Source organism: Endozoicomonas acroporae (assembly GCF_002864045.1).
GTDB classification, from domain to species: domain Bacteria; phylum Pseudomonadota; class Gammaproteobacteria; order Pseudomonadales; family Endozoicomonadaceae; genus Endozoicomonas; species Endozoicomonas acroporae.
In genome coordinates this window covers 1-18,867 of the sequence record NZ_PJPV01000138.1, presented here as the reverse complement: position 1 = coordinate 18,867, position 18,867 = coordinate 1, and the positions used below count along the sequence as shown (strand labels likewise).

The following is an 18,867-nucleotide window of genomic DNA, read 5'->3' as shown; positions in this document are numbered from 1 at the left end:
TTTAAGTCAGTGGCTACCTTGGCAGATGGATGAAACTCGTCTCAAAGAATTTCGAATCCATGACCCACCTGGCTGAAAAAAGCTCATCCAAGTCCGTAGCCCTTATAAGGCAGGTATTCCTTACCAGTCTGGTAAGCTGGTTTGCTGGGTTCACTGAATAGTTACAGCTAGTTAATGCTTCTTTGGCTATTTCTCAATCGTTTTCAGGTGTTTTTTGTATGTAAAGAGTGAGGGGGGTATCAGGTTGGCTCTTTCAGAGGGCCAATAATCCTGTGCTTTTATCGTTCAGGAAACTATGTATAGCCTGTTGATTGTCTATTAAAATACCCTCGACAAGCGCAGGCCTGACATTACCGGCTGTCAAACGAATCAGTTTTGGTGGATGTCCGAATGCTTCCAGCATTGATAAAAAATCCATATCTTTACTGACAACGGCAAGGTCATTTGCTTTTGCAAAGCTCCATAACTCAGTGTCCGGAGAGTTGTCCAGGCTGGCATGAATAACATGCAGGCTTTTCGGAAATCGGGTTTCTATTCGTGCTATTAACCGGGGTGAAAGATTTTCATCAAGGAGCAGCATCAGGCTGCACCTTTTATGGTATTCGCAGCATAAAGCAGGGCAGCTTTTATCTGCACTGCTTTCAGGTTGGGGTGGTCTGTCAGGATTTCATCAGTACTCATACCCTCAGCCAGCATTTCAAGAATATCGATAACGGTTATTCTTGTACCCTTTATACAGGGCTTACCACACCGCTTGGCTGAATCGGTTTCTATGTATTGCAAATAGTCCTGCTGGTCCATGCCTTTGCCCTCTTGCCTGTGTTTACACAGCTTAGCAAGACAGTCAGTGGCATGTCTTTATTTTGCATCCTGATTTAAAGTGGGCAGTGGGTAGTTGGCAGTTGGCATGAGCAGAAAAAGAAGCTTGCTTACGCTTTTTCTTTTTCTTTTTCTTTTTCTGCCCACTGCCCACTGCCCACTGCCAACTTTTCTTTCCTCTGTTCTTGCTTTTTTCTGTCGATTCCTGTTTTATATGCGGCGGCTTGAGACCTTGAGCGTACCACTAGGGATTTGTCGTCTATTTTTTGTTTGCATGATTTGTATGCATCCACAGGCGGCATGAGTGGCGAGGTTGAAGGGGCTTGAAAAGACCGGTTGATGTGATAAGATACTGAAACGAAAGGGGTTTTCATATTTTCTTCCCTTTTCAGGTGTTTGTTGAAATGTTTTTTTTGAGAGATGCGTATCTCTTTTCTCGGGTGCTGATTGGTTTTTGTGCTCGATAAGTCGAAAGGCTTTTCAGGTCGGTTAATCATGATTATAATTCACCGGCACTGCAATCCAGTGTGATAGTGATTTAGGCCAGTAGTTCAATTGGTAGAGCACCGGTCTCCAAAACCGGGGGTTGGGGGTTCGATTCCCTCCTGGCCTGCCATTTCCAATGATCAAGCTCCTGGGGTGCTTGTTCTCAGAGGTCTTTTAAAGATCTTTTCAAGAAAGCCTGGATAGAGAAAATCAAGCTGATGAGTGGAAATTCTGAAATTGCGACTTCGGGTCGTCTGGATGGTCTCAAATGGGGCCTTGTGGCGGTTCTGGTCGCTGTTGGTGTTTACGGTAATTATTACTTCTCTGCTGAGTCGCTCCTTCTCAGGGTTGTCGGTCTGCTGGTAATCGCGGCGGTTGCCGGGTTTGTTGCTCTGCAGACGGTAAAGGGTGGTGCCTTCTGGACGTTGCTGAAGGATGCCAAAACCGAGATTCGCAAGGTTGTCTGGCCTACTCGTCAGGAGACGGTGCAAACTACTCTGGTGGTGGTTGCCGTCGTGTTAGTGATGGGCCTTATTTTGTGGGGGCTCGATTCTCTGCTAGGCTGGATGATCAGCAGCCTGATTTGATAGGGACAGGACATGGCGAAACGATGGTATGTGGTTCATGCCTACTCTGGATACGAGAAGCAGGTGTTGCGCTCTCTGAATGAGCGTATCAAGCGTCTTGGTATGGAAGAGTATTTTGGCGAAATTCTGGTGCCTACCGAGGAAGTGGTAGAGATTAAAAACGGCCAGAAGCGCAAGAGCGAAAGAAAATTCTTTCCGGGCTATGTGTTAGTCCAGATGGAGATGAACGAAGACTCGTGGCATCTGATTAAAGATACGCCGCGGGTTATGGGCTTTATCGGTGGTACCGCCGACAAGCCTGCGCCGATCACTGAAAAAGAAGCGGATGCCATTCTTCGTCGCGTGCACGAAGGTGCTGAGGCTCCAAGGCCCAAGACTCTGTTTGAGCCGGGTGAGATGGTTCGTGTTATCGAAGGTCCTTTTGCCGACTTTAACGGTGTGGTGGAAGGCGTTAACTACGAGAAGAGTCGTCTCCAGGTGGCGGTAATGATCTTTGGTCGCTCAACGCCGGTAGAGCTTGAGTTTGGCCAGGTTGAAAAAGTGTAAGCTGATCGAATTGATCCCTTAACCCCGTTTGCCAGTTCTGGCAACGGGGTTTTGTGTTTTTGGGGGTTGGGCTTGCATCCTCCTTTATTGTTCGGGTGGAAAACGATAATTGTGTAAATTGCAATTATCTTACGTGTTTTTGCGCTGGTGCTTTCGGGATGATTTCTGTAAACTACCGCGCTTTGTAGACGGGTAGCCGTGGAATTTGATGTTTTTTCGGGGTTTCTTGTAAAGGAGTCTGGGAAAGAGCGTCGAATGAGGCAGTGACCCACGTAGAGGTTAACAATGGCCAAGAAAGTACAAGCTTATATTAAGCTGCAAGTGCCTGCTGGACAGGCGAACCCATCCCCACCTGTTGGTCCTGCCCTGGGTCAGCACGGTGTTAACATCATGGAATTCTGTAAGGCGTTCAACGCAAGCACCCAGAAAATGGATGCTGGCATGCCGATTCCTGTTGTTATTACTGTTTACAGCGATCGCAGTTTCACTTTCGAAACCAAGACTCCGCCAGCCTCCGTTCTGCTGCTGAAGACGCTGAAGCTGAAGAAGGGTTCTGGCCGTCCAAATACCGAGAAAGTCGGTACTGTGACTCGCGAGCAACTGCTTGAAGTTGCCAAGATCAAAGAGCCTGATCTGACAGCTGCTGATGAAGACGCAGCGGTACGTACCATTGCTGGTTCAGCTCGTTCCATGGGTCTGATCGTGGAGGGTGTTGAGTAATGGCTAAGATGTCAAAGCGTGCCAGGCTGATTGCTGAAAAGGTCGACTCTACCAAGTCTTACGGCTTTGAAGAGGCCGCCAGCCTGCTGAAAGAGATCTCCAGCGTCAAGTTCAAGGAAACGATCGAAGTTTCTGTCAACCTGGGTGTGGATCCTCGTAAATCTGACCAGGTGGTTCGTGGTTCTACCGTGCTGCCTAACGGTACTGGTAAAGACGTTCGCGTCGCTGTGTTCACCCAGGGTGCTAACGCTGAAGCCGCTAAAGAAGCGGGTGCTGAAGTGGTTGGTATGGAAGACCTGGCTGAGCAGGTTAAAGCGGGTCAAATGGACTTCGACGTAGTGATCGCTTCTCCGGATGCGATGCGCGTTGTTGGTCAGCTGGGTCAGATTCTGGGTCCACGCGGCCTGATGCCTAACCCTAAGGTTGGTACTGTAACACCTAACGTTGCTGAAGCGGTTAAGAACGCCAAGGCTGGTCAGGTTCGTTTCCGTACTGACAAGAACGGTATCATCCACGCTGGCGTTGGTAAGATCGACTTTGACGCGGCTGCCCTGAAGCAGAACGTTGAAGCTCTGCTGGTTGATCTGAAGAAGCTGAAGCCTTCTTCCAGCAAAGGCGTTTACATGAAGAAAGTTACCCTGTCCTCTACTATGGGTCCGGGTCTGACTATCGACATGTCTTCTCTGTCTGCGTAAGCGATAGAAAGAATGACTGGAATCTGGATTATCAGATTTCTGGCTGGTGCAAGCCAGCCGCAACCCTCTTTGGGGTCCCTGCTTTCAAGGAGTCTGTCCGAGAATAGCGCCCGTAGCGAGGACGGCAGAAAATTGAGGATAAAAATTCGGTTTTGTGAGGTGAATAGCGGGGCTATTTGCCGAACAAAAGCGGATTTTTAGACCAATTTGCTGCCGCCGCAGTAGGGCAGTCTATTCTCGGACAGGCTCCTTCGGGGGTCGTCAAAGATCGCAGGTGTCCAAGCGCCGTGCCTGTTTGTTCAGGGGCCTTTCTTTGGAAAGGGTTATAGGCAGAGGGCTTAATGTCCTGCGTAGACGGTGAGTATGCGTTTTATCCAAAACGATATACACCCATCACCGTATTGTAAGCGCTTAATGATTTATCTCGGATAAATCATAAGTGAAACTTCATAAGTTTGGAGTAAAGCCCATGGCGTTAGGACTCGAAGACAAGAAGGCTATTGTGGCCGAAGTCAGCGAGGCTGCACAAAGCGCTCTGTCGGCTGTAATCGCGGACTACCGTGGTCTTACTGTTAGTCAAATGACTGCTCTGCGTAAGCAGGCTCGTGAAGGTGGCGTCTACCTGAAGGTAGTTCGTAACACCCTGGCCAAGCGCGCTGTAGAAGGTACTGAACTTCAGTGCCTGCAGGAAGTTCTGGTAGGCCCTACTGTGCTTGCTTTCTCTATGGAAGATCCGGGTGCCGCTGCGCGTCTGATGAAGGATTTTGCCAAAGAGAATAAAGAGCTGGACATCAAAGCTCTGTCTATTTCTGGACAGTTGCTGGGTGCAGAACAGATCGATGTTCTGGCCAAGATGCCTACTCTGGATCAGGCTCGCGCAATGCTGATGAGCGTAATGATCGCACCGGTAACCAAGCTGGCAAGAACTCTGAACGAGATTCCTGCAAGCATTACCCGTGTTGTGGCAGCTGTTGCCGACGAGAAGAAGAAAGCCGCTTAATCCTTGCCGGATTGGTTTTCTTGCTTTTTTGCTTAAACAAATTCCGGGGCTGGCTGTTTGTTTGCCCCAACCAAGATTTTTGGAGATATAGAGATGGCTCTGTCCAAAGAAGATATCCTGAATGCGATCGCTGAAATGTCTGTAATGGACGTTGTTGAACTGGTTTCCGCTATGGAAGAAAAGTTCGGCGTTTCTGCTGCTGCTGCTGTTGCTGTTGCTGCTGCTCCTGCTGAAGCTGCTGCCGCTGCTGAAGAAAAAACTGAGTTCGACGTAATCCTGGCTGACGCTGGCGAGAAGAAAGTTAACGTCATCAAGGTAGTACGTGCTGCTACTGGCCTGGGTCTGAAAGAAGCCAAGGCTGTTGTAGACGGCGCTCCAGCTCCTCTGAAAGAAGGCGCTTCTAAAGAAGAAGCTGAAGAGCTGAAGAAGCAGCTGGAAGAAGCTGGTGCTAAAGTAGAAATCAAGTAATTTCTATAAAAGCATTGCATAATCCCGGGTCTGTTGCATAATAGATTCAGGTGGCTGGTGCCTGCGAGGGTGCCGGCCTTTTTTCCGTTGTATGAGCTATATCGTCTGAGTAACTGTATTTGCACGTAGATCCTGTTCTAAATCATGAAACTTCCCATTCTTTTCAGTCTTTATGGCTGGACGGGGTTTTTCGTGATGTTGATCGGGGTATTGCTGTTTTGGCAGATCGTTGTGGCAGAGGTATGGATCTGGAAAAGTCGTCACAGAAACTGATCAATCTGGAGAAGGCTTTTTGTGATGGTGTAAAACGTTTAAATACAGGGGTTTTCCGGTAATTGCAGTACCACTTCAGATCAAGCTGTGAGATGATGGTAGATTGCTGTAGAGAATTCATGCGCTGACCGTTTTGCCCAGCCTGATATATATTAGGAGGCTGTCCAATAACCCATTGGGCAGATTTGAATACCGCTTCCGTTGCCTTGTGCGATGTAAGCGGTATTGCCGTGAAAGCAGGGTAGTAAATCTGAACAATAGTATCAGGTTGCTTTCTGTTCAGGCGCTAAAGCTCATACAACGGTTGATGTCTATCACGACATGAAGTGTCTACAACGATGCACAGTGTCTGTAACGGCATTAAGAGTATCTGCAACACCTCAGGGGTGTCTGTGATACAGGTCAGTAGATGACCATAAAAGCTGAAAATTTATTGGTTTTGACAGGGAGCCACCCGCTCTCGAACTAACCTACTATGGCCAGGCGACGCCGCCTGAAGTCAAAAACAGGTAACCAAGCTGGGGAACGCTGATGGCATACTCGTATACAGAGAAAAAACGCATCCGCAAGGACTTCGGCAAGCTGCCGAGTGTCATGAATGTGCCGTATCTGCTGGCGATTCAGCTTGATTCATATCACAAGCTGTTGCAGTCAGATAAAGAACCGGCAGCCAGAGAAGATATCGGGCTGCACGCAGCCTTCAAATCCGTCTTTCCAATCGTAAGCTATTCCGGCAATGCCGCCCTTGAATATGTTAGCTACAGACTGGGTGCTCCTGCGTTTGATGTCAAGGAATGCCAGCTCAGGGGTGTCACTTACGCAGTACCTCTGCGCGTCAAGGTGCGTCTGATTATCTACGATAAAGACTCTGCTAACAAGGCAATCAAGGATATCAAAGAGCAGGAAGTGTACATGGGCGAAATTCCGCTCATGACCGATAACGGTACCTTTGTTATCAATGGTACAGAGCGTGTTATCGTATCCCAGCTGCATCGCTCTCCGGGCGTATTCTTTGATAATGACCGGGGTAAGACGCACTCCTCCGGTAAGCTGCTGTATTCTGCCCGTGTTATTCCTTACCGTGGTTCATGGCTGGACTTTGAGTTCGATCCAAAGGATCTGATGTATGTCCGTATCGACCGTCGTCGTAAGCTGCCTGCCACCATTCTGCTGAGAGCCATCGGGCTTTCCAATGAAGAAATTCTTGATAATTTCTTTGATTTTGTTGAATTCAACATTGGCGCTGAAAATGTCAGCACCGAGTTTGTTGCCGATCGTCTGAGAGGCGAGGCGGCCAGCTTTGACATCTACGATAACGACGGTAATGTGATTGTCGAACAGGGCCGCCGAGTCACTGCACGACACCTCCGCGACCTGCAGAAAGCCAACATCAAGAACCTGGAAGCGCCGGTAGATTATATCTATGGCCGTGTTCTGGCGAAGACTGTTATTCATAAATCTACTGGTGAAATCATTGTTGAGTGCAACACTGAGATCACCCCTGAAGTTTATGAAAAACTGCTGTCTGCCGGTATCAAAACCGTAGAAACGCTGTACATCAATGAGCTGGAGTGTGGTCCGTTCATGTCTGACACCCTGCGTGCAGACACCACCACCAACCGCCTGGAAGCGCTCGTTGAAATCTACCGCATGATGCGTCCTGGCGAGCCGCCAACGCAGGATGCTGCTGAAGCCCTGTTCCAGAACCTGTTCTTCTCCACCGAGCGTTATGATCTGTCTGCCGTCGGTCGAATGAAGTTCAACCGTCGTCTGGGACGTGATGAAGATACCGGTTCCGGTGTTCTGGATAACTCCGACATTATTGATGTCCTGCGCATCCTCGTTGATATCCGCAACGGTAAAGGGATCTGTGACGATATCGATCACCTGGGTAACCGTCGTGTACGTTCCGTGGGTGAAATGGCTGAGAATCAGTTCCGTGTCGGTCTGGTACGTGTTGAGCGTGCCGTTAAGGAACGTCTGAGCCTGGCGGAATCCGAAGGCCTGATGCCGCAGGATCTGATCAATGCCAAACCAGTAGCGGCGGCGATCAAGGAGTTCTTCGGTTCCAGCCAGCTGTCCCAGTTTATGGACCAGAACAACCCGCTGTCCGAGATTACTCACAAGCGTCGTGTATCTGCGTTGGGCCCGGGCGGTCTGACCCGTGAGCGCGCTGGCTTTGAGGTTCGTGACGTACACGCGACTCACTACGGTCGTGTCTGCCCGATCGAGACGCCTGAAGGTCCAAACATCGGTCTGATCAACTCGCTGGCAACCTACGCCCGTACCAACGACTATGGCTTCCTGGAAGCGCCATATCGTCGCGTTGTTGATGGCCAGGTAACTGATGACGTGGATTACCTGTCTGCTATCGAAGAAGGTGAATACGTTATCGCCCAGGCTTCTGCGGCCATGGACGAAAAACGACAACTGACGGAAGAGCTGGTTGTTGTTCGTTACCGTGGTGAAGCCACCCTGATGAGCCCGGATAAAGTCCAGTACATGGACGTATCCACCAAACAGATGGTATCGGTTGCAGCCTCTCTGATTCCATTCCTTGAGCACGACGACGCTAACCGTGCCTTGATGGGATCGAACATGCAACGTCAGGCCGTACCAACCCTGAGAGCAGAGAAGCCTCTGGTGGGTACCGGTATGGAGCGTAACGTGGCTTCTGACTCCGGTGTCTGTGTGGTTGCCCGTCGTGGCGGTGTGATTGATACCGTTGATGCGGCCCGTATCGTGGTTCGTGTGAACGATGATGAAGTACAGCCAGGTGAGGCCGGTGTTGATATCTACAACCTGACCAAATACACCCGTTCTAACCAGAACACCTGTATTAACCAGCGTTCCCTGGTGAAGGCGGGCGATCAGATTGCCCGTGGCGACATCATGGCGGATGGTCCGTCTGTGGACATGGGTGAACTGGCGCTGGGTCAGAACATGCGCGTCGCGTTCATGCCCTGGAACGGTTACAACTTTGAGGACTCCATTCTCATCTCTGAGCGTGTCGTTCAGGAAGACCGCTTTACCACCATCCACATCCAGGAACTGACCTGTGTGGCCCGTGACACCAAGCTGGGTTCCGAAGAGATCACTGGCGATATTCCCAACGTTGGTGAGTCCGCCCTGAACAAGCTGGATGAAGCCGGTATCGTTTATGTGGGTGCAGAAGTGGGCGCTGGTGACATTCTGGTGGGTAAGGTGACGCCAAAAGGTGAAACCCAGCTGACGCCGGAAGAGAAACTGCTGCGTGCCATCTTCGGTGAGAAGGCATCCGATGTTAAGGATACCTCTCTGCGTGTACCGACCAGTGTCAAAGGTACCGTTATTGACGTTCAGGTCTTTACCCGTGATGGCGTAGAGAAGGACTCCCGTGCACTTTCTATTGAAAAGGCGCAACTGGATGAATACCGCAAGGACCTGAATGAAGAGTTCCGTGTGGTTGAGCATGACACCTTCGCCCGTCTGCGTGGTGCCCTGTGTGATCAGCCGGTGGTTCGCGCCCCGGGTCTTGGCAAGGGTGACCGGATCAGCGACAGCTATCTGGATGGCCTGGAGCACGAACAGTGGTTCAAACTGTCCATGGAAGACGAGGCACTCAATGAGATGCTGGATCTGTCCAGAGAACAGCTGAAAGAGCGTCGTGCCCAGCTGGATGAGCGCTTCGAAGACAAGAAGAAGAAGCTCCAGACTGGCGATGATATGGCTCCAGGCGTGCTGAAGATTGTCAAGGTCTACCTGGCTATCAAGCGTCGTATCCAGCCTGGTGACAAGATGGCGGGTCGTCACGGTAACAAGGGTGTTATCTCCATCATCATGCCGGTAGAAGACATGCCGCACGATGAAGAGGGTAATCCGGTTGATATCGTACTGAACCCTCTGGGTGTACCATCGCGAATGAACGTTGGTCAGGTGCTGGAGACTCACCTGGGTGCTGCGGCCAAGGGCCTTGGCGTCAAGATCAACCGCATGCTGGAAGCTCAGCAGAGCATGGCGGAACTGCGCAAGTTCCTGGACGAGGTTTACAACGGTATTCCTGGTTCCAGCCCGGTGGAAGTTGACTCCTTCAGCGATACCGAAGTGCTGGAACTGGCCCGCAACCTGCGTGGCGGTGTCCCGATGGCAACGGCGGTATTTGACGGCGCCAAAGAGACCGAGATCAAGCGTCTGCTGCGCCTGGCGGATATGAACGACAGTGGCCAGGTCAAGCTGTTTGACGGTCGTACTGGCGAATCCTTTGAGCGTCCGGTCACCGTTGGCTACATGTACATGCTCAAGCTGAACCACTTGGTAGACGACAAGATGCACGCTCGTTCTACTGGTTCTTACTCTCTGGTTACCCAGCAGCCTCTGGGTGGTAAGGCACAATTCGGTGGCCAGCGTTTCGGGGAGATGGAGGTCTGGGCACTGGAAGCTTACGGTGCTGCTTACACTCTGCAGGAAATGCTGACTGTGAAGTCCGATGACGTCACTGGCCGTACCAAGATGTACAAAAACATCGTGGATGGCGACCACAGAATGGAAGCCGGTATGCCGGAATCCTTCAACGTACTGTTGAAGGAAATCCGCTCACTGGGCATCGACATCGAACTGGAAACCGAATAACGAACGTGTGGCCAGGGTGCCTGCTTTCTGATAGAACAGCAGGCACCTTGCACCGCGAGGAGATACGATCTTGAAAGACTTATTGAATCTGCTCAAGACACAGGGCCAGACGGACGAATTCGACGCTATTCGGATTGCGCTGGCTTCGCCGGACATGATCCGGTCCTGGTCATACGGCGAAGTGAAAAAGCCGGAAACCATCAATTACCGTACGTTCAAGCCTGAGCGTGACGGTCTGTTCTGTGCCAAGATTTTTGGCCCGGTCAAAGACTACGAGTGCCTCTGTGGCAAGTACAAGCGACTGAAGCACCGTGGTGTTATTTGTGAGAAATGTGGTGTTGAGGTTGCCCTGGCCAAGGTGCGTCGTGAGCGCATGGGTCACATTGAGCTGGCCAGCCCGGTGGCTCACATCTGGTTCCTGAAATCCCTGCCATCCCGTATCGGTCTGTTGCTGGACATGACCCTGCGTGATATCGAGCGGGTACTGTACTTTGAATCTTACGTTGTTGTTGATCCGGGCATGACCACGCTGGAGAAAAACCAGCTGCTGTCGGATGAGCAATACTACGAAGCCCTGGAAGAGTTTGGTGATGACTTTGATGCCCGCATGGGTGCTGAAGCCATCAAAGGTCTGCTGGCGGATATCGACATCGAAGACGAAGTCAACACGCTGCGTGAAGAGATTCCACAGACCAACTCTGAAACCAAGCTGAAGAAGCTGAGCAAGCGTCTGAAGCTGCTGGAAGCGTTCCATAACTCAGGCAACAACCCTGAGTGGATGATCCTGACCGTTCTGCCGGTTCTGCCGCCAGATCTGCGCCCTCTGGTGCCGCTGGACGGTGGCCGTTTTGCCACGTCTGACCTGAACGATCTGTATCGCCGGGTGATCAACCGTAACAACCGTCTGAAGCGTCTGCTGGACCTGAACGCGCCGGACATCATCGTCCGTAACGAAAAGCGGATGCTGCAGGAGTCCGTTGACGCACTGCTGGACAACGGCCGTCGTGGTCGTGCCATCACCGGTTCTAACAAGCGTCCTCTGAAGTCCCTGGCTGACATGATCAAGGGTAAGCAGGGTCGTTTCCGTCAGAACCTGCTGGGTAAGCGTGTAGACTACTCTGGTCGTTCGGTTATTACCGTAGGTCCTACTCTGCGTCTGCACCAGTGTGGTCTGCCCAAGAAGATGGCGCTGGAACTGTTCAAGCCATTTATCTTCGGTAAGCTGGAAGCCAAAGGTCTGGCAACCACCATCAAAGCTGCCAAGAAGATGGTTGAGCGGGAAACCCCTGAGGTGTGGGACGTTCTGGCAGACGTCATCCGCGAACACCCGGTCATGCTGAACCGTGCGCCTACCCTGCACCGTCTGGGTATTCAGGCGTTCGAACCGGTACTGATTGAAGGTAAGGCGATTCAGCTGCACCCGCTGGTGTGTGCCGCCTATAACGCTGACTTCGACGGTGACCAGATGGCGGTGCATGTACCGCTGACGCTGGAAGCCCAGCTGGAAGCCCGTGCCCTGATGATGTCCACCAACAACATCCTGGCACCCGCCAACGGTGAGCCGATCATCGTACCATCCCAGGACGTGGTACTGGGTCTGTACTACATCACCCGTGAGCGCATCAATGCCAAGGGTGAAGGCATGGCCTTCGTTGATATCGACGAAGTCATGCGAGCTTACCGTACCAAGGCGGTTGATCTGCATGCCCGCATCAAGGTGCGTGTCCATGAGAAATACCGGGACGGTGAAGGTGTCGAGCACGACAACAAGTTCCTGGCGGATACCACCGTTGGTCGAATGATCCTGTGGGATATTGTGCCTCAAGGGCTGCCTTTTGCCCTGGTTAACCAGGCCATGAAGAAGAAGGCGATCTCCGGCCTGTTGAATGCCTGTTACCGTAACGTTGGTCTGAAAGAAACCGTTATCTTCGCTGACCAGATGATGTATCTGGGCTTCCAGTACGCAACGATTTCCGGTACTTCCATCGGTGTTAACGATTTCGTTATTCCTCCTGAGAAGGCGCGCATCATTGATGACGCCAACGAAGAGGTTAAGGAAATCGAAAACCAGTTTGCTTCTGGTCTGGTAACAGCCGGTGAGAAGTACAACAAGGTTATCGATATCTGGTCCCGTGCCAACGAAATGCTGGCCAAGCGGATGATGGATAACCTGAAGTCCGACACGGTGATCAACAAGCAGGGCGAGGAAGAAGAGCAGGAATCCTTCAACAGCGTCTACATGATGGCGGACTCCGGAGCCCGGGGTAGTGCGGCACAGATTCGTCAGCTGGCCGGTATGCGTGGTCTGATGGCCAAGCCAGACGGCTCCATCATCGAAACGCCGATTACCGCGAACTTCCGTGAAGGTCTGAACGTACTCCAGTACTTTATCTCCACCCACGGTGCTCGTAAGGGTCTGGCGGATACCGCGCTGAAAACAGCGAACTCCGGTTACCTGACCCGTCGTCTGGTTGACGTTGCCCAGGATCTGGTGGTCACTGAAGACGACTGTGGCACCAGCGACGGCCTGCTGATGACGCCGCACATTGAAGGCGGTGATATCGTAGAGCCATTGGGTGAGCGTATTCTCGGCCGTGTGGTGGCAGAAGACGTACTCAAGCCAGGCAGCGACAGTGAAATTGCCGTACCTGCCGGCACCCTGATTGATGAAATGTGGGTGAAGCGTCTCGAAACCATGAATGTTGACGAGATGCGCGTACGTTCACCGATTACCTGTGAAACCCGTCACGGTATCTGTTCCAAGTGTTACGGCCGTGACCTGGGTCGTGGTCACCTGGTGAACAAAGGTGAGGCAGTGGGTGTTATCGCCGCACAGTCCATCGGTGAGCCGGGCACACAGCTGACCATGCGTACCTTCCACATCGGTGGTGCGGCATCGAGAAACGCAGCGGCAGACAGCGTAACGGTGAAGAACAAGGGTTCTATCCGTCTGCTGAACCTGAAGTCGGTTGAACGTAAGGATGGCACTCTGGTAGCGGTCAGCCGTTCCGGACAGCTGGCCATTGCTGACGAATTTGGCCGTGAGCGTGAGCGTTACAAGCTGCCTTACGGTGCAATGATTTCGGTGAAGGACGGCGACCTGGTGGAAGCGGGTCAGACGGTGGCCAAGTGGGATCCACACACTCACCCGATCATCACGGAAACCGCCGGTATTGTTGAATTCCAGGGTATGGATGAAAACATCACCGTGAAGACGCAGACTGACGAACTGACCGGTCTGTCCAATATGGAAGTGATGGATCCGAAGGATCGTCCGTCCGCCGGTAAGGATATTCGTCCAGCCATTCAGCTGAAAGATGCCAATGGTAACGAGCTGAAGCTGCCAGGTACTGACGTTCCTGCCCAGTACTTCCTGCCAGCGAACGCCCTGGTGAACCTGGTGGATGGTGCCACGGTGGAAGTGGGTGCGGTACTTGCCCGTATTCCTCAGCAGTCTTCCGGTAACCGGGACATCACCGGTGGTCTGCCAAGGGTTGCTGACCTCTTTGAGGCCCGTAAGCCAAAAGAGCACTCGATTCTGGCAGAAATCTCCGGAACCATCGGCTTCGGTAAGGAAACCAAAGGTAAGAAGCGTCTGGTGATTACACCAACTGACGGTACTGATCCTTATGAAGAGCTGATTCCAAAATGGCGTCACCTCAACGTGTTTGAGGGTGAGCAGGTAACCCGCGGTGAAGTTATCTCCGACGGCCCGACCAATCCACACGACGTATTGCGTCTGCTGGGTGTTGGTGAACTGGCTCGCTACATCGTTAACGAAATCCAGGACGTATACCGTCTGCAGGGTGTAAAGATTAACGATAAGCACATTGAGACCATTCTGCGTCAGATGCTGCGTAAGGTAGAAATCACCGATACCGGTGACTCGTCCTTTATCCGTGGTGACCAGCTGGAGTACACACGCCTGCTGGAAGAGAATGACCGTGTTAACCGTGAAAACGGCTTCCCGGCCAAGTTCGAGCGCGTGCTGCTGGGTATTACCAAGGCATCTCTGGCAACAGAATCCTTCATCTCTGCGGCTTCCTTCCAGGAGACCACCCGTGTCCTGACCGAAGCGGCGGTAACCGGCAAGCGCGATTACCTGCGCGGCCTGAAGGAGAACGTGGTCGTTGGTCGTCTGATCCCGGCAGGTACCGGTCTGACTTACCATGCTGAGCGTCGTAAGGGACGTGAAGAAGTTGAGTTTGAGACTCCGGCCAAGGTATCGGCTTCTGAAGTTGAACAGGCGCTGTCTGATGCTTTGAACTTCGGCGAAGTTTAATTGTTGATCCGTTAAAGGCAGGCCTGCCTTTAACATTCAAAAAAGCCACCGGGCCGGTGGCTTTTTTTTGTCTGTTGAAAAATAACCATAAGTGACTTTATTGCTGATCAGCTTTCTGAGCCAGCCAACGAATATTTTACGCTTACTTGACGGTGTGTGTAGTTATACCGGGGAACTGGCGTTTCCTCTTAGCACTCTAAATACCCGGTTTGTGTCTGTTATTCCAATAATGGTTGGACTCATCCAGCCACTATAGTTTTCAGGGGATTGAGGTGTGGAAGCATTAGCTGTCAAAACAGTTGGTTCACGGAATCTGATTCAGCCCGGCCCTGCAGGGGAGGGCGGCCGTTTACAGAGGGCAAAAGCCTGGGTGTGGGATGTCTGTGTTCCTGTGACCAAAAAGCTGTTGCCGGTTGTTGGAAACACTTACCGGGAGCATAAAACCTGGTGTGAACGATTGGGAGGGGTGGGGGTGGTCGCCGGTATTGGTCTCTACACCGGTATGATTTCCTTCCCTACGATTTGTTACCTTACAGGTGGGTTTGCGGCGGGGGCACTTTACTATCGTGGCCCAGTGAGGGAAGAAACTAATCCTGGTGTGACGTCTAATGATCCTCCGCCCACTTTACCCGGACGATCAGGAGATGGCCGATGCTCAAAACACGACATTGTCGCACTAATGAAAGTCCTTGATGATCTGCTGATGAACTTTTCAGACTTGAATGCCAAGGTGGATGCCTTGACAGCAGAGAGGACAATGGCTGCGGTCAATCGATTGAATCAAGAGGCATCCAGAAAGAAGGGAGCAATAGAGCAAGGCCTGCCGGATGATGTCAGCCTGAAAGAAGCCTTGCAGATTGCCTGTATGATAAGACCTCGCATCTTTCTTACCTTGCTGCATGAGTTATCAGGAGTGAGTTCAGCTGGAGAAAATGTGGGTAAAATTGTCAATAAGATTCTGGGGGAGACTTTTCACAACCCATGCCCTGAAATACGTCGGACGCGTCGAGCGGATTATGAACAATTGGCAGACGCTTTTCTTGAGTCAGGCAAAGCGGGTTCCCAGGGTAAAAGAGGGCGGCCTGTGTCTCAAAAAGTGCAGGTTGATATTCTTCACGGGATAACTGCTCCGTGGACCATAGCGGATGAAGGAAGGGTGCAAGAGGTGTTGCATAAAATAGATAAAGTCGCCAGTTTGGCACTTTATCAGTGGAAAGCGGCCCGTAAAGATGCGGATGAAGCGCGCTTTCGTTAATTCTTCCAGTATCCGTGCCTGTGCTTATTTTCCTGACAGGTTTCAGTTAAATCCCCTCACTGAGTATGGCTATTGCAATACCTGAACTGATTTCATTTGGTTAACGACTTATAATGCCGGATCAGTTGTCGTTTCTATTTAAAGTTTATTTATGCGCAGACTCGATCTTATTCTTGTGGATCAGGGTAAAGTGTCTTCCCGAAGTCGGGCCCAGCGATTAATCAGTGAAGGCAGGGTGAAAGTCCGGCAGTCAGGAGGCTGGGAAACACCGGGCAAAGCGGGTCAGAAATACCCTGACTGGGTTGAGATTGATATCTGTCAGGATGAAGCCGATCAATTTGTCTCCCGGGGCGGAATGAAACTGGCCGGAGCACTGGCGGTGTCAGGTATATCCCTGACCGGTGCGACCGTAATTGATGTTGGCCAGTCTACCGGTGGGTTTACGGATTGTGCATTACAGGCCGGGGCGTCCAGAGTCGTAGGGGTTGAGGTGGGTCATGGCCAGCTGGTCGAGTCGCTGCGTCAGGATCCCAGGGTGGTCTGTCTGGAAGGGATGAATGCCCGTGCATTGCCTGCTGCACTCCTTGACCATACGGATCAGCAACAGGGATTTGATCTTGCGGTTATGGATGTGTCGTTTATTTCCCAAACCAGAATTTTGCCATCGCTGGTGCCTCTGCTAAAACCGGAAGGGCAGCTGCTGAGCCTGGTTAAACCCCAGTTTGAGGTGGGGCCCGGCGGTCTGGGTAAGGGAGGGATTGTCAGGGATTCCCGGTTGTATCCAGAGGTTGAGCAATCTATCAAAGCCTGCTGCATTGAGCTTGGTTTACAGGTGAGAGGTTACTTCGACAGCCCGATTACCGGCGGTGATGGTAATCGTGAATTTTTTATCTGGGCCCGACGCCATTGATCATGGGCCCAGTTTCCATGCTTTTATAGGAAGTGTGTAGTGTTTGATAACGGTCTTCAGCCGCTGCCAGTGTGACTGGTCTTCGGCCGTTTTGAGAATCAGAACAATCCCCGCTTGTTTCCCGGTCAGCATGCTGTAGTTTAATGACTGACCGATTGCCTCCGGCCACTTTCGGGCAAATTCAATCTCAATGGCGTATTGATCCGTAAGGCAGTCAATACGACGGCCGTCTTTTAGCCGGTGCTCCACTTTACCATCCATCCCTTCACACCAGACTTGCTGATACCAGGACTCTGATGGCTGTGCCCTACTTACTGCGGCTGATGCCGAAATGGTCAACGCTAAAATGGAGCCGGTCATTCTGTTGAGTGCTGTGGTCATGGAGCTTTCTGAGGCCTTTTCAGACTGTTTGCATCGGCAGGATCGGGAAAATAAGGAGATGGCTTTGTGGTTGGAAGGTGATGTTGCAAGGATTTGGTTTTCAGGCAGTCAGCCAATTAGAAAAAAAACAACGTTGTGCTAGTTTTAACCACACCCTGTCAAGTAATGATTGAGGTTAGTGTAATGTACTTTGTCAAACTTTGCCGGTTCTGGGTCCCTTCCCTGTTTTTCGTGGCACTCAATATGTTTTCTCCTGGTGCCCTTTCCGACCATGAGGAAGCTTGTGACTGGGGACAGAACAGAGTCACGGCCTATGAATCCGGTTTTCGTGGAGTCCTGCCGCCAGCAGCAGATGAATGGAACCATCAGAGTTATGAGGTTCTTGGCAAGAGAGATGGTCTGAAAACCTGGCTGATTCGATATGACGATCACTTCTACCGGGGAGGTGAACTGGAGAGTGCTGATGGTGCCCATAGTCTTGCCAAGCTTGGCATAAAAACTGTTTTTGCCATCACCTCGGCTGATAAAGAACGTGAATGGCTGGAAAGTCAGGGCATTAAAGTTGTCAATTTATCCTTTGACAAGAATGCCAGCCTTGACCAAAGCCAAATCCGGCATATAGCTGAACAATTGAGTGCTCATCCTGCTCCGGTGTATGTGCACTGCGTCGGAGGCACCCAGCGTGGTGGTGTGGTGGGTGTTATCTACCGCCTTACCCACGGCTGGAAACCTGACCAGTCACTGCTGGAATTTGCCTACCTGGGTGGCTCTTTGAAAGCTAATGATAATACCCTCAAGGCTGTTCTGAAGACTCTGTCTTCAGGTGTGCAGCACTGACCTCTCAATAGTCGGCGGGAAGGAAGCATTTCATTGGTCATTTACAACCACGGGCCTTGAGAAGTGCTTCCTTAAAATCGACCTCAACATCTTTGGCGAGGCCCGGAATCATCGCATCCGGAGCCTCGCCTTTCATTTTCAGATGATAGATCAGCAGGTCATCCGTTACTTCGTGAAGAGGTCCTTTGTGGCCAGCTTCTGTGGCCAGGGCTTCAATAATCTGTACCAGGTTCAGGTGACCCTGTTTTTGCCACTGTGGGGAGAGGAGCTCGATCAATTCGTTAATTCTGTGACTGCTCATATTTTAGTACTTAAGGTGAAGGTTTGGAGGTGCTTCGCTGGTGTGGCAAGAGCACGAATCATCTGGAACTTTTCATTAGTTCCAAGTGTCTGACAGCAGTCTATCGAACAATCTTTTTAAGCAAAACGGAATTATTATCTATGAATATTGGGGATGCAGCAGCACATCTTGCCATGTTTGGCCTTAAAACGATGACCACCAATGAAAGCTCGCTTTTCGGCTTCTCTCAGCCAAAATGGCAGAGTTATTCAGTGACGTTAGTTACCGGGACTTTTGGTAGTATCCTGGGCCTGTCGCAATGCGCTCTGGAGGGCTGGAGCCCATCAAGGCGCACAAAGCTTATGCTGGCAGTGAATGTGGCCACTGTGGCCTACAGCTGTATGGCTATCCATCAAGAGGCTGCTTTTCGTGCTGCCTGCTTGGTAGAGTTCAGGGACACGGGTGTTATAAACCCGAATTGCGACTCCCTTTGTGAGTTGCTTGGTATGTCTGAAGATCAATGTGTAGTGGATTCATAGATGGTGTTCGCAATGCGTTGTTTAACTTTCGTTACCGGCTTATTCAGGCATGACTTGGAGGCTATCTGATAATAGCTGATGCGGCAGCTCTTCCTGCGCTGCTCTAATACATGGTTTCAATGAGTCTGACGGGTTGTCGCTCCCCCCCTGTGTCAGCATAGTTGTCGCCTCTCCTGAAATT

The 18,867-nt window shown here is 51.3% G+C and carries 17 protein-coding genes and 1 tRNA gene; 13 read left to right on the top strand and 5 right to left on the bottom strand.

Translation table 11 applies throughout. From position 1 onward, the window contains the following. Positions 1-253: 253 nt before the first annotated feature. From CX664_RS19675 to CX664_RS19665, 3 genes are all read right to left on the bottom strand, one after another. On the bottom strand, positions 254-580 hold the full coding sequence (locus tag CX664_RS19675) for a DUF5615 family PIN-like protein (RefSeq protein WP_101748385.1): 327 nt from the start codon (positions 578-580) through the stop codon (positions 254-256). Then, complete coding sequence (locus tag CX664_RS19670) at positions 580-801, bottom strand: DUF433 domain-containing protein (RefSeq protein ID WP_101748384.1); 222 nt, start codon at positions 799-801, stop codon at positions 580-582. The genes CX664_RS19675 and CX664_RS19670 overlap by 1 nt, the downstream gene beginning before the upstream one ends. A 128-nt stretch (positions 802-929) precedes the next feature. Continuing rightward, positions 930-1,316, bottom strand: coding sequence for a hypothetical protein (locus CX664_RS19665; RefSeq protein WP_101748383.1), 387 nt, complete (start codon positions 1,314-1,316; stop codon positions 930-932). A 43-nt stretch (positions 1,317-1,359) separates the two neighbouring features. Here CX664_RS19665 and CX664_RS19660 point away from each other — a divergent pair. The 11 genes from CX664_RS19660 (at position 1,360) to CX664_RS19605 (ending at position 16,649) form a co-directional block, all read left to right on the top strand. Beyond that, a tRNA-Trp gene (locus CX664_RS19660) sits at positions 1,360-1,435 on the top strand. Between the two features lie 88 nt (positions 1,436-1,523). Beyond that, positions 1,524-1,892, top strand: a complete 369-nt coding sequence (gene secE, locus CX664_RS19655) for a preprotein translocase subunit SecE (RefSeq protein WP_066016057.1) — start codon at positions 1,524-1,526, stop codon at positions 1,890-1,892. Between the two features lie 12 nt (positions 1,893-1,904). Then, a complete protein-coding gene (nusG, locus tag CX664_RS19650; protein WP_101748382.1) occupies positions 1,905-2,438 on the top strand; it encodes a transcription termination/antitermination protein NusG in 534 nt (177 codons plus the stop codon). Positions 2,439-2,723: 285 nt separating this feature from the next. Further along, a complete protein-coding gene (gene rplK / locus CX664_RS19645) occupies positions 2,724-3,158 on the top strand; it encodes a 50S ribosomal protein L11 (RefSeq protein ID WP_101748381.1) in 435 nt (144 codons plus the stop codon). Next, entirely contained in the window at positions 3,158-3,853 is a 696-nt protein-coding gene (rplA, locus tag CX664_RS19640) for a 50S ribosomal protein L1 (protein WP_101748380.1), read from the top strand. The genes rplK and rplA overlap by 1 nt, the downstream gene beginning before the upstream one ends. A 469-nt stretch (positions 3,854-4,322) precedes the next feature. Further along, entirely contained in the window at positions 4,323-4,853 is a 531-nt protein-coding gene (rplJ, locus tag CX664_RS19635) for a 50S ribosomal protein L10 (RefSeq protein WP_101748379.1), read from the top strand. 93 nt (positions 4,854-4,946) lie between these two features. Further along, positions 4,947-5,321, top strand: a complete 375-nt coding sequence (gene rplL, locus CX664_RS19630; protein ID WP_101748386.1) for a 50S ribosomal protein L7/L12 — start codon at positions 4,947-4,949, stop codon at positions 5,319-5,321. Positions 5,322-6,125: 804 nt separating this feature from the next. Then, complete coding sequence (gene rpoB / locus CX664_RS19620) at positions 6,126-10,202, top strand: DNA-directed RNA polymerase subunit beta (RefSeq protein ID WP_101748377.1); 4,077 nt, start codon at positions 6,126-6,128, stop codon at positions 10,200-10,202. Positions 10,203-10,272: 70 nt separating this feature from the next. Further along, positions 10,273-14,484: a DNA-directed RNA polymerase subunit beta' gene (gene rpoC / locus CX664_RS19615; protein ID WP_101748376.1), complete on the top strand. Its 4,212-nt coding sequence runs from the start codon at positions 10,273-10,275 to the stop codon at positions 14,482-14,484. A gap of 274 nt (positions 14,485-14,758) precedes the next feature. Then, positions 14,759-15,739: a hypothetical protein gene (locus tag CX664_RS19610; RefSeq protein ID WP_101748375.1), complete on the top strand. Its 981-nt coding sequence runs from the start codon at positions 14,759-14,761 to the stop codon at positions 15,737-15,739. 151 nt (positions 15,740-15,890) lie between these two features. Then, on the top strand, positions 15,891-16,649 hold the full coding sequence (locus CX664_RS19605) for a TlyA family RNA methyltransferase (RefSeq protein WP_101748374.1): 759 nt from the start codon (positions 15,891-15,893) through the stop codon (positions 16,647-16,649). Here the strand turns inward: CX664_RS19605 and CX664_RS19600 are convergent, their stop codons facing one another. Next, positions 16,650-17,030, bottom strand: a complete 381-nt coding sequence (locus tag CX664_RS19600; RefSeq protein WP_163369489.1) for a hypothetical protein — start codon at positions 17,028-17,030, stop codon at positions 16,650-16,652. It lies immediately after the preceding gene. Positions 17,031-17,273: 243 nt separating this feature from the next. Here CX664_RS19600 and CX664_RS19595 point away from each other — a divergent pair, with 243 nt between their 5' ends. Beyond that, complete coding sequence (locus CX664_RS19595) at positions 17,274-17,867, top strand: phosphatase domain-containing protein (protein WP_163369488.1); 594 nt, start codon at positions 17,274-17,276, stop codon at positions 17,865-17,867. A 37-nt stretch (positions 17,868-17,904) separates the two neighbouring features. Here CX664_RS19595 and CX664_RS19590 read toward each other — a convergent pair whose 3' ends face one another. Then, entirely contained in the window at positions 17,905-18,168 is a 264-nt protein-coding gene (locus CX664_RS19590; RefSeq protein WP_101748371.1) for a YihD family protein, read from the bottom strand. Positions 18,169-18,308: 140 nt separating this feature from the next. Between CX664_RS19590 and CX664_RS19585 the strand changes: the two genes are divergently transcribed. Beyond that, positions 18,309-18,686 (top strand): hypothetical protein, encoded by a 378-nt coding sequence (locus CX664_RS19585; protein WP_101748370.1) that lies wholly within the window; start codon positions 18,309-18,311, stop codon positions 18,684-18,686. The last annotated feature ends 181 nt before the right edge of the window (positions 18,687-18,867 follow it).

What these genes read in the sequence shown, in the direction of transcription:
- CX664_RS19675 (WP_101748385.1), bottom strand. Translation starts at nt 580, where the DNA reads ATGCTGCTCCTTGATGAAAATCTTTCACCCCGGTTAATAGCACGAATA.
- CX664_RS19670 (WP_101748384.1), bottom strand. Translation starts at nt 801, where the DNA reads ATGGACCAGCAGGACTATTTGCAATACATAGAAACCGATTCAGCCAAG.
- CX664_RS19665 (WP_101748383.1), bottom strand. Translation starts at nt 1,316, where the DNA reads ATGATTAACCGACCTGAAAAGCCTTTCGACTTATCGAGCACAAAAACC.
- secE (WP_066016057.1), top strand. Translation starts at nt 1,524, where the DNA reads ATGAGTGGAAATTCTGAAATTGCGACTTCGGGTCGTCTGGATGGTCTC.
- nusG (WP_101748382.1), top strand. Translation starts at nt 1,905, where the DNA reads ATGGCGAAACGATGGTATGTGGTTCATGCCTACTCTGGATACGAGAAG.
- rplK (WP_101748381.1), top strand. Translation starts at nt 2,724, where the DNA reads ATGGCCAAGAAAGTACAAGCTTATATTAAGCTGCAAGTGCCTGCTGGA.
- rplA (WP_101748380.1), top strand. Translation starts at nt 3,158, where the DNA reads ATGGCTAAGATGTCAAAGCGTGCCAGGCTGATTGCTGAAAAGGTCGAC.
- rplJ (WP_101748379.1), top strand. Translation starts at nt 4,323, where the DNA reads ATGGCGTTAGGACTCGAAGACAAGAAGGCTATTGTGGCCGAAGTCAGC.
- rplL (WP_101748386.1), top strand. Translation starts at nt 4,947, where the DNA reads ATGGCTCTGTCCAAAGAAGATATCCTGAATGCGATCGCTGAAATGTCT.
- rpoB (WP_101748377.1), top strand. Translation starts at nt 6,126, where the DNA reads ATGGCATACTCGTATACAGAGAAAAAACGCATCCGCAAGGACTTCGGC.
- CX664_RS19605 (WP_101748374.1), top strand. Translation starts at nt 15,891, where the DNA reads ATGCGCAGACTCGATCTTATTCTTGTGGATCAGGGTAAAGTGTCTTCC.
- CX664_RS19600 (WP_163369489.1), bottom strand. Translation starts at nt 17,030, where the DNA reads ATGACCACAGCACTCAACAGAATGACCGGCTCCATTTTAGCGTTGACC.
- CX664_RS19595 (WP_163369488.1), top strand. Translation starts at nt 17,274, where the DNA reads ATGTTTTCTCCTGGTGCCCTTTCCGACCATGAGGAAGCTTGTGACTGG.
- CX664_RS19590 (WP_101748371.1), bottom strand. Translation starts at nt 18,168, where the DNA reads ATGAGCAGTCACAGAATTAACGAATTGATCGAGCTCCTCTCCCCACAG.
- CX664_RS19585 (WP_101748370.1), top strand. Translation starts at nt 18,309, where the DNA reads ATGAATATTGGGGATGCAGCAGCACATCTTGCCATGTTTGGCCTTAAA.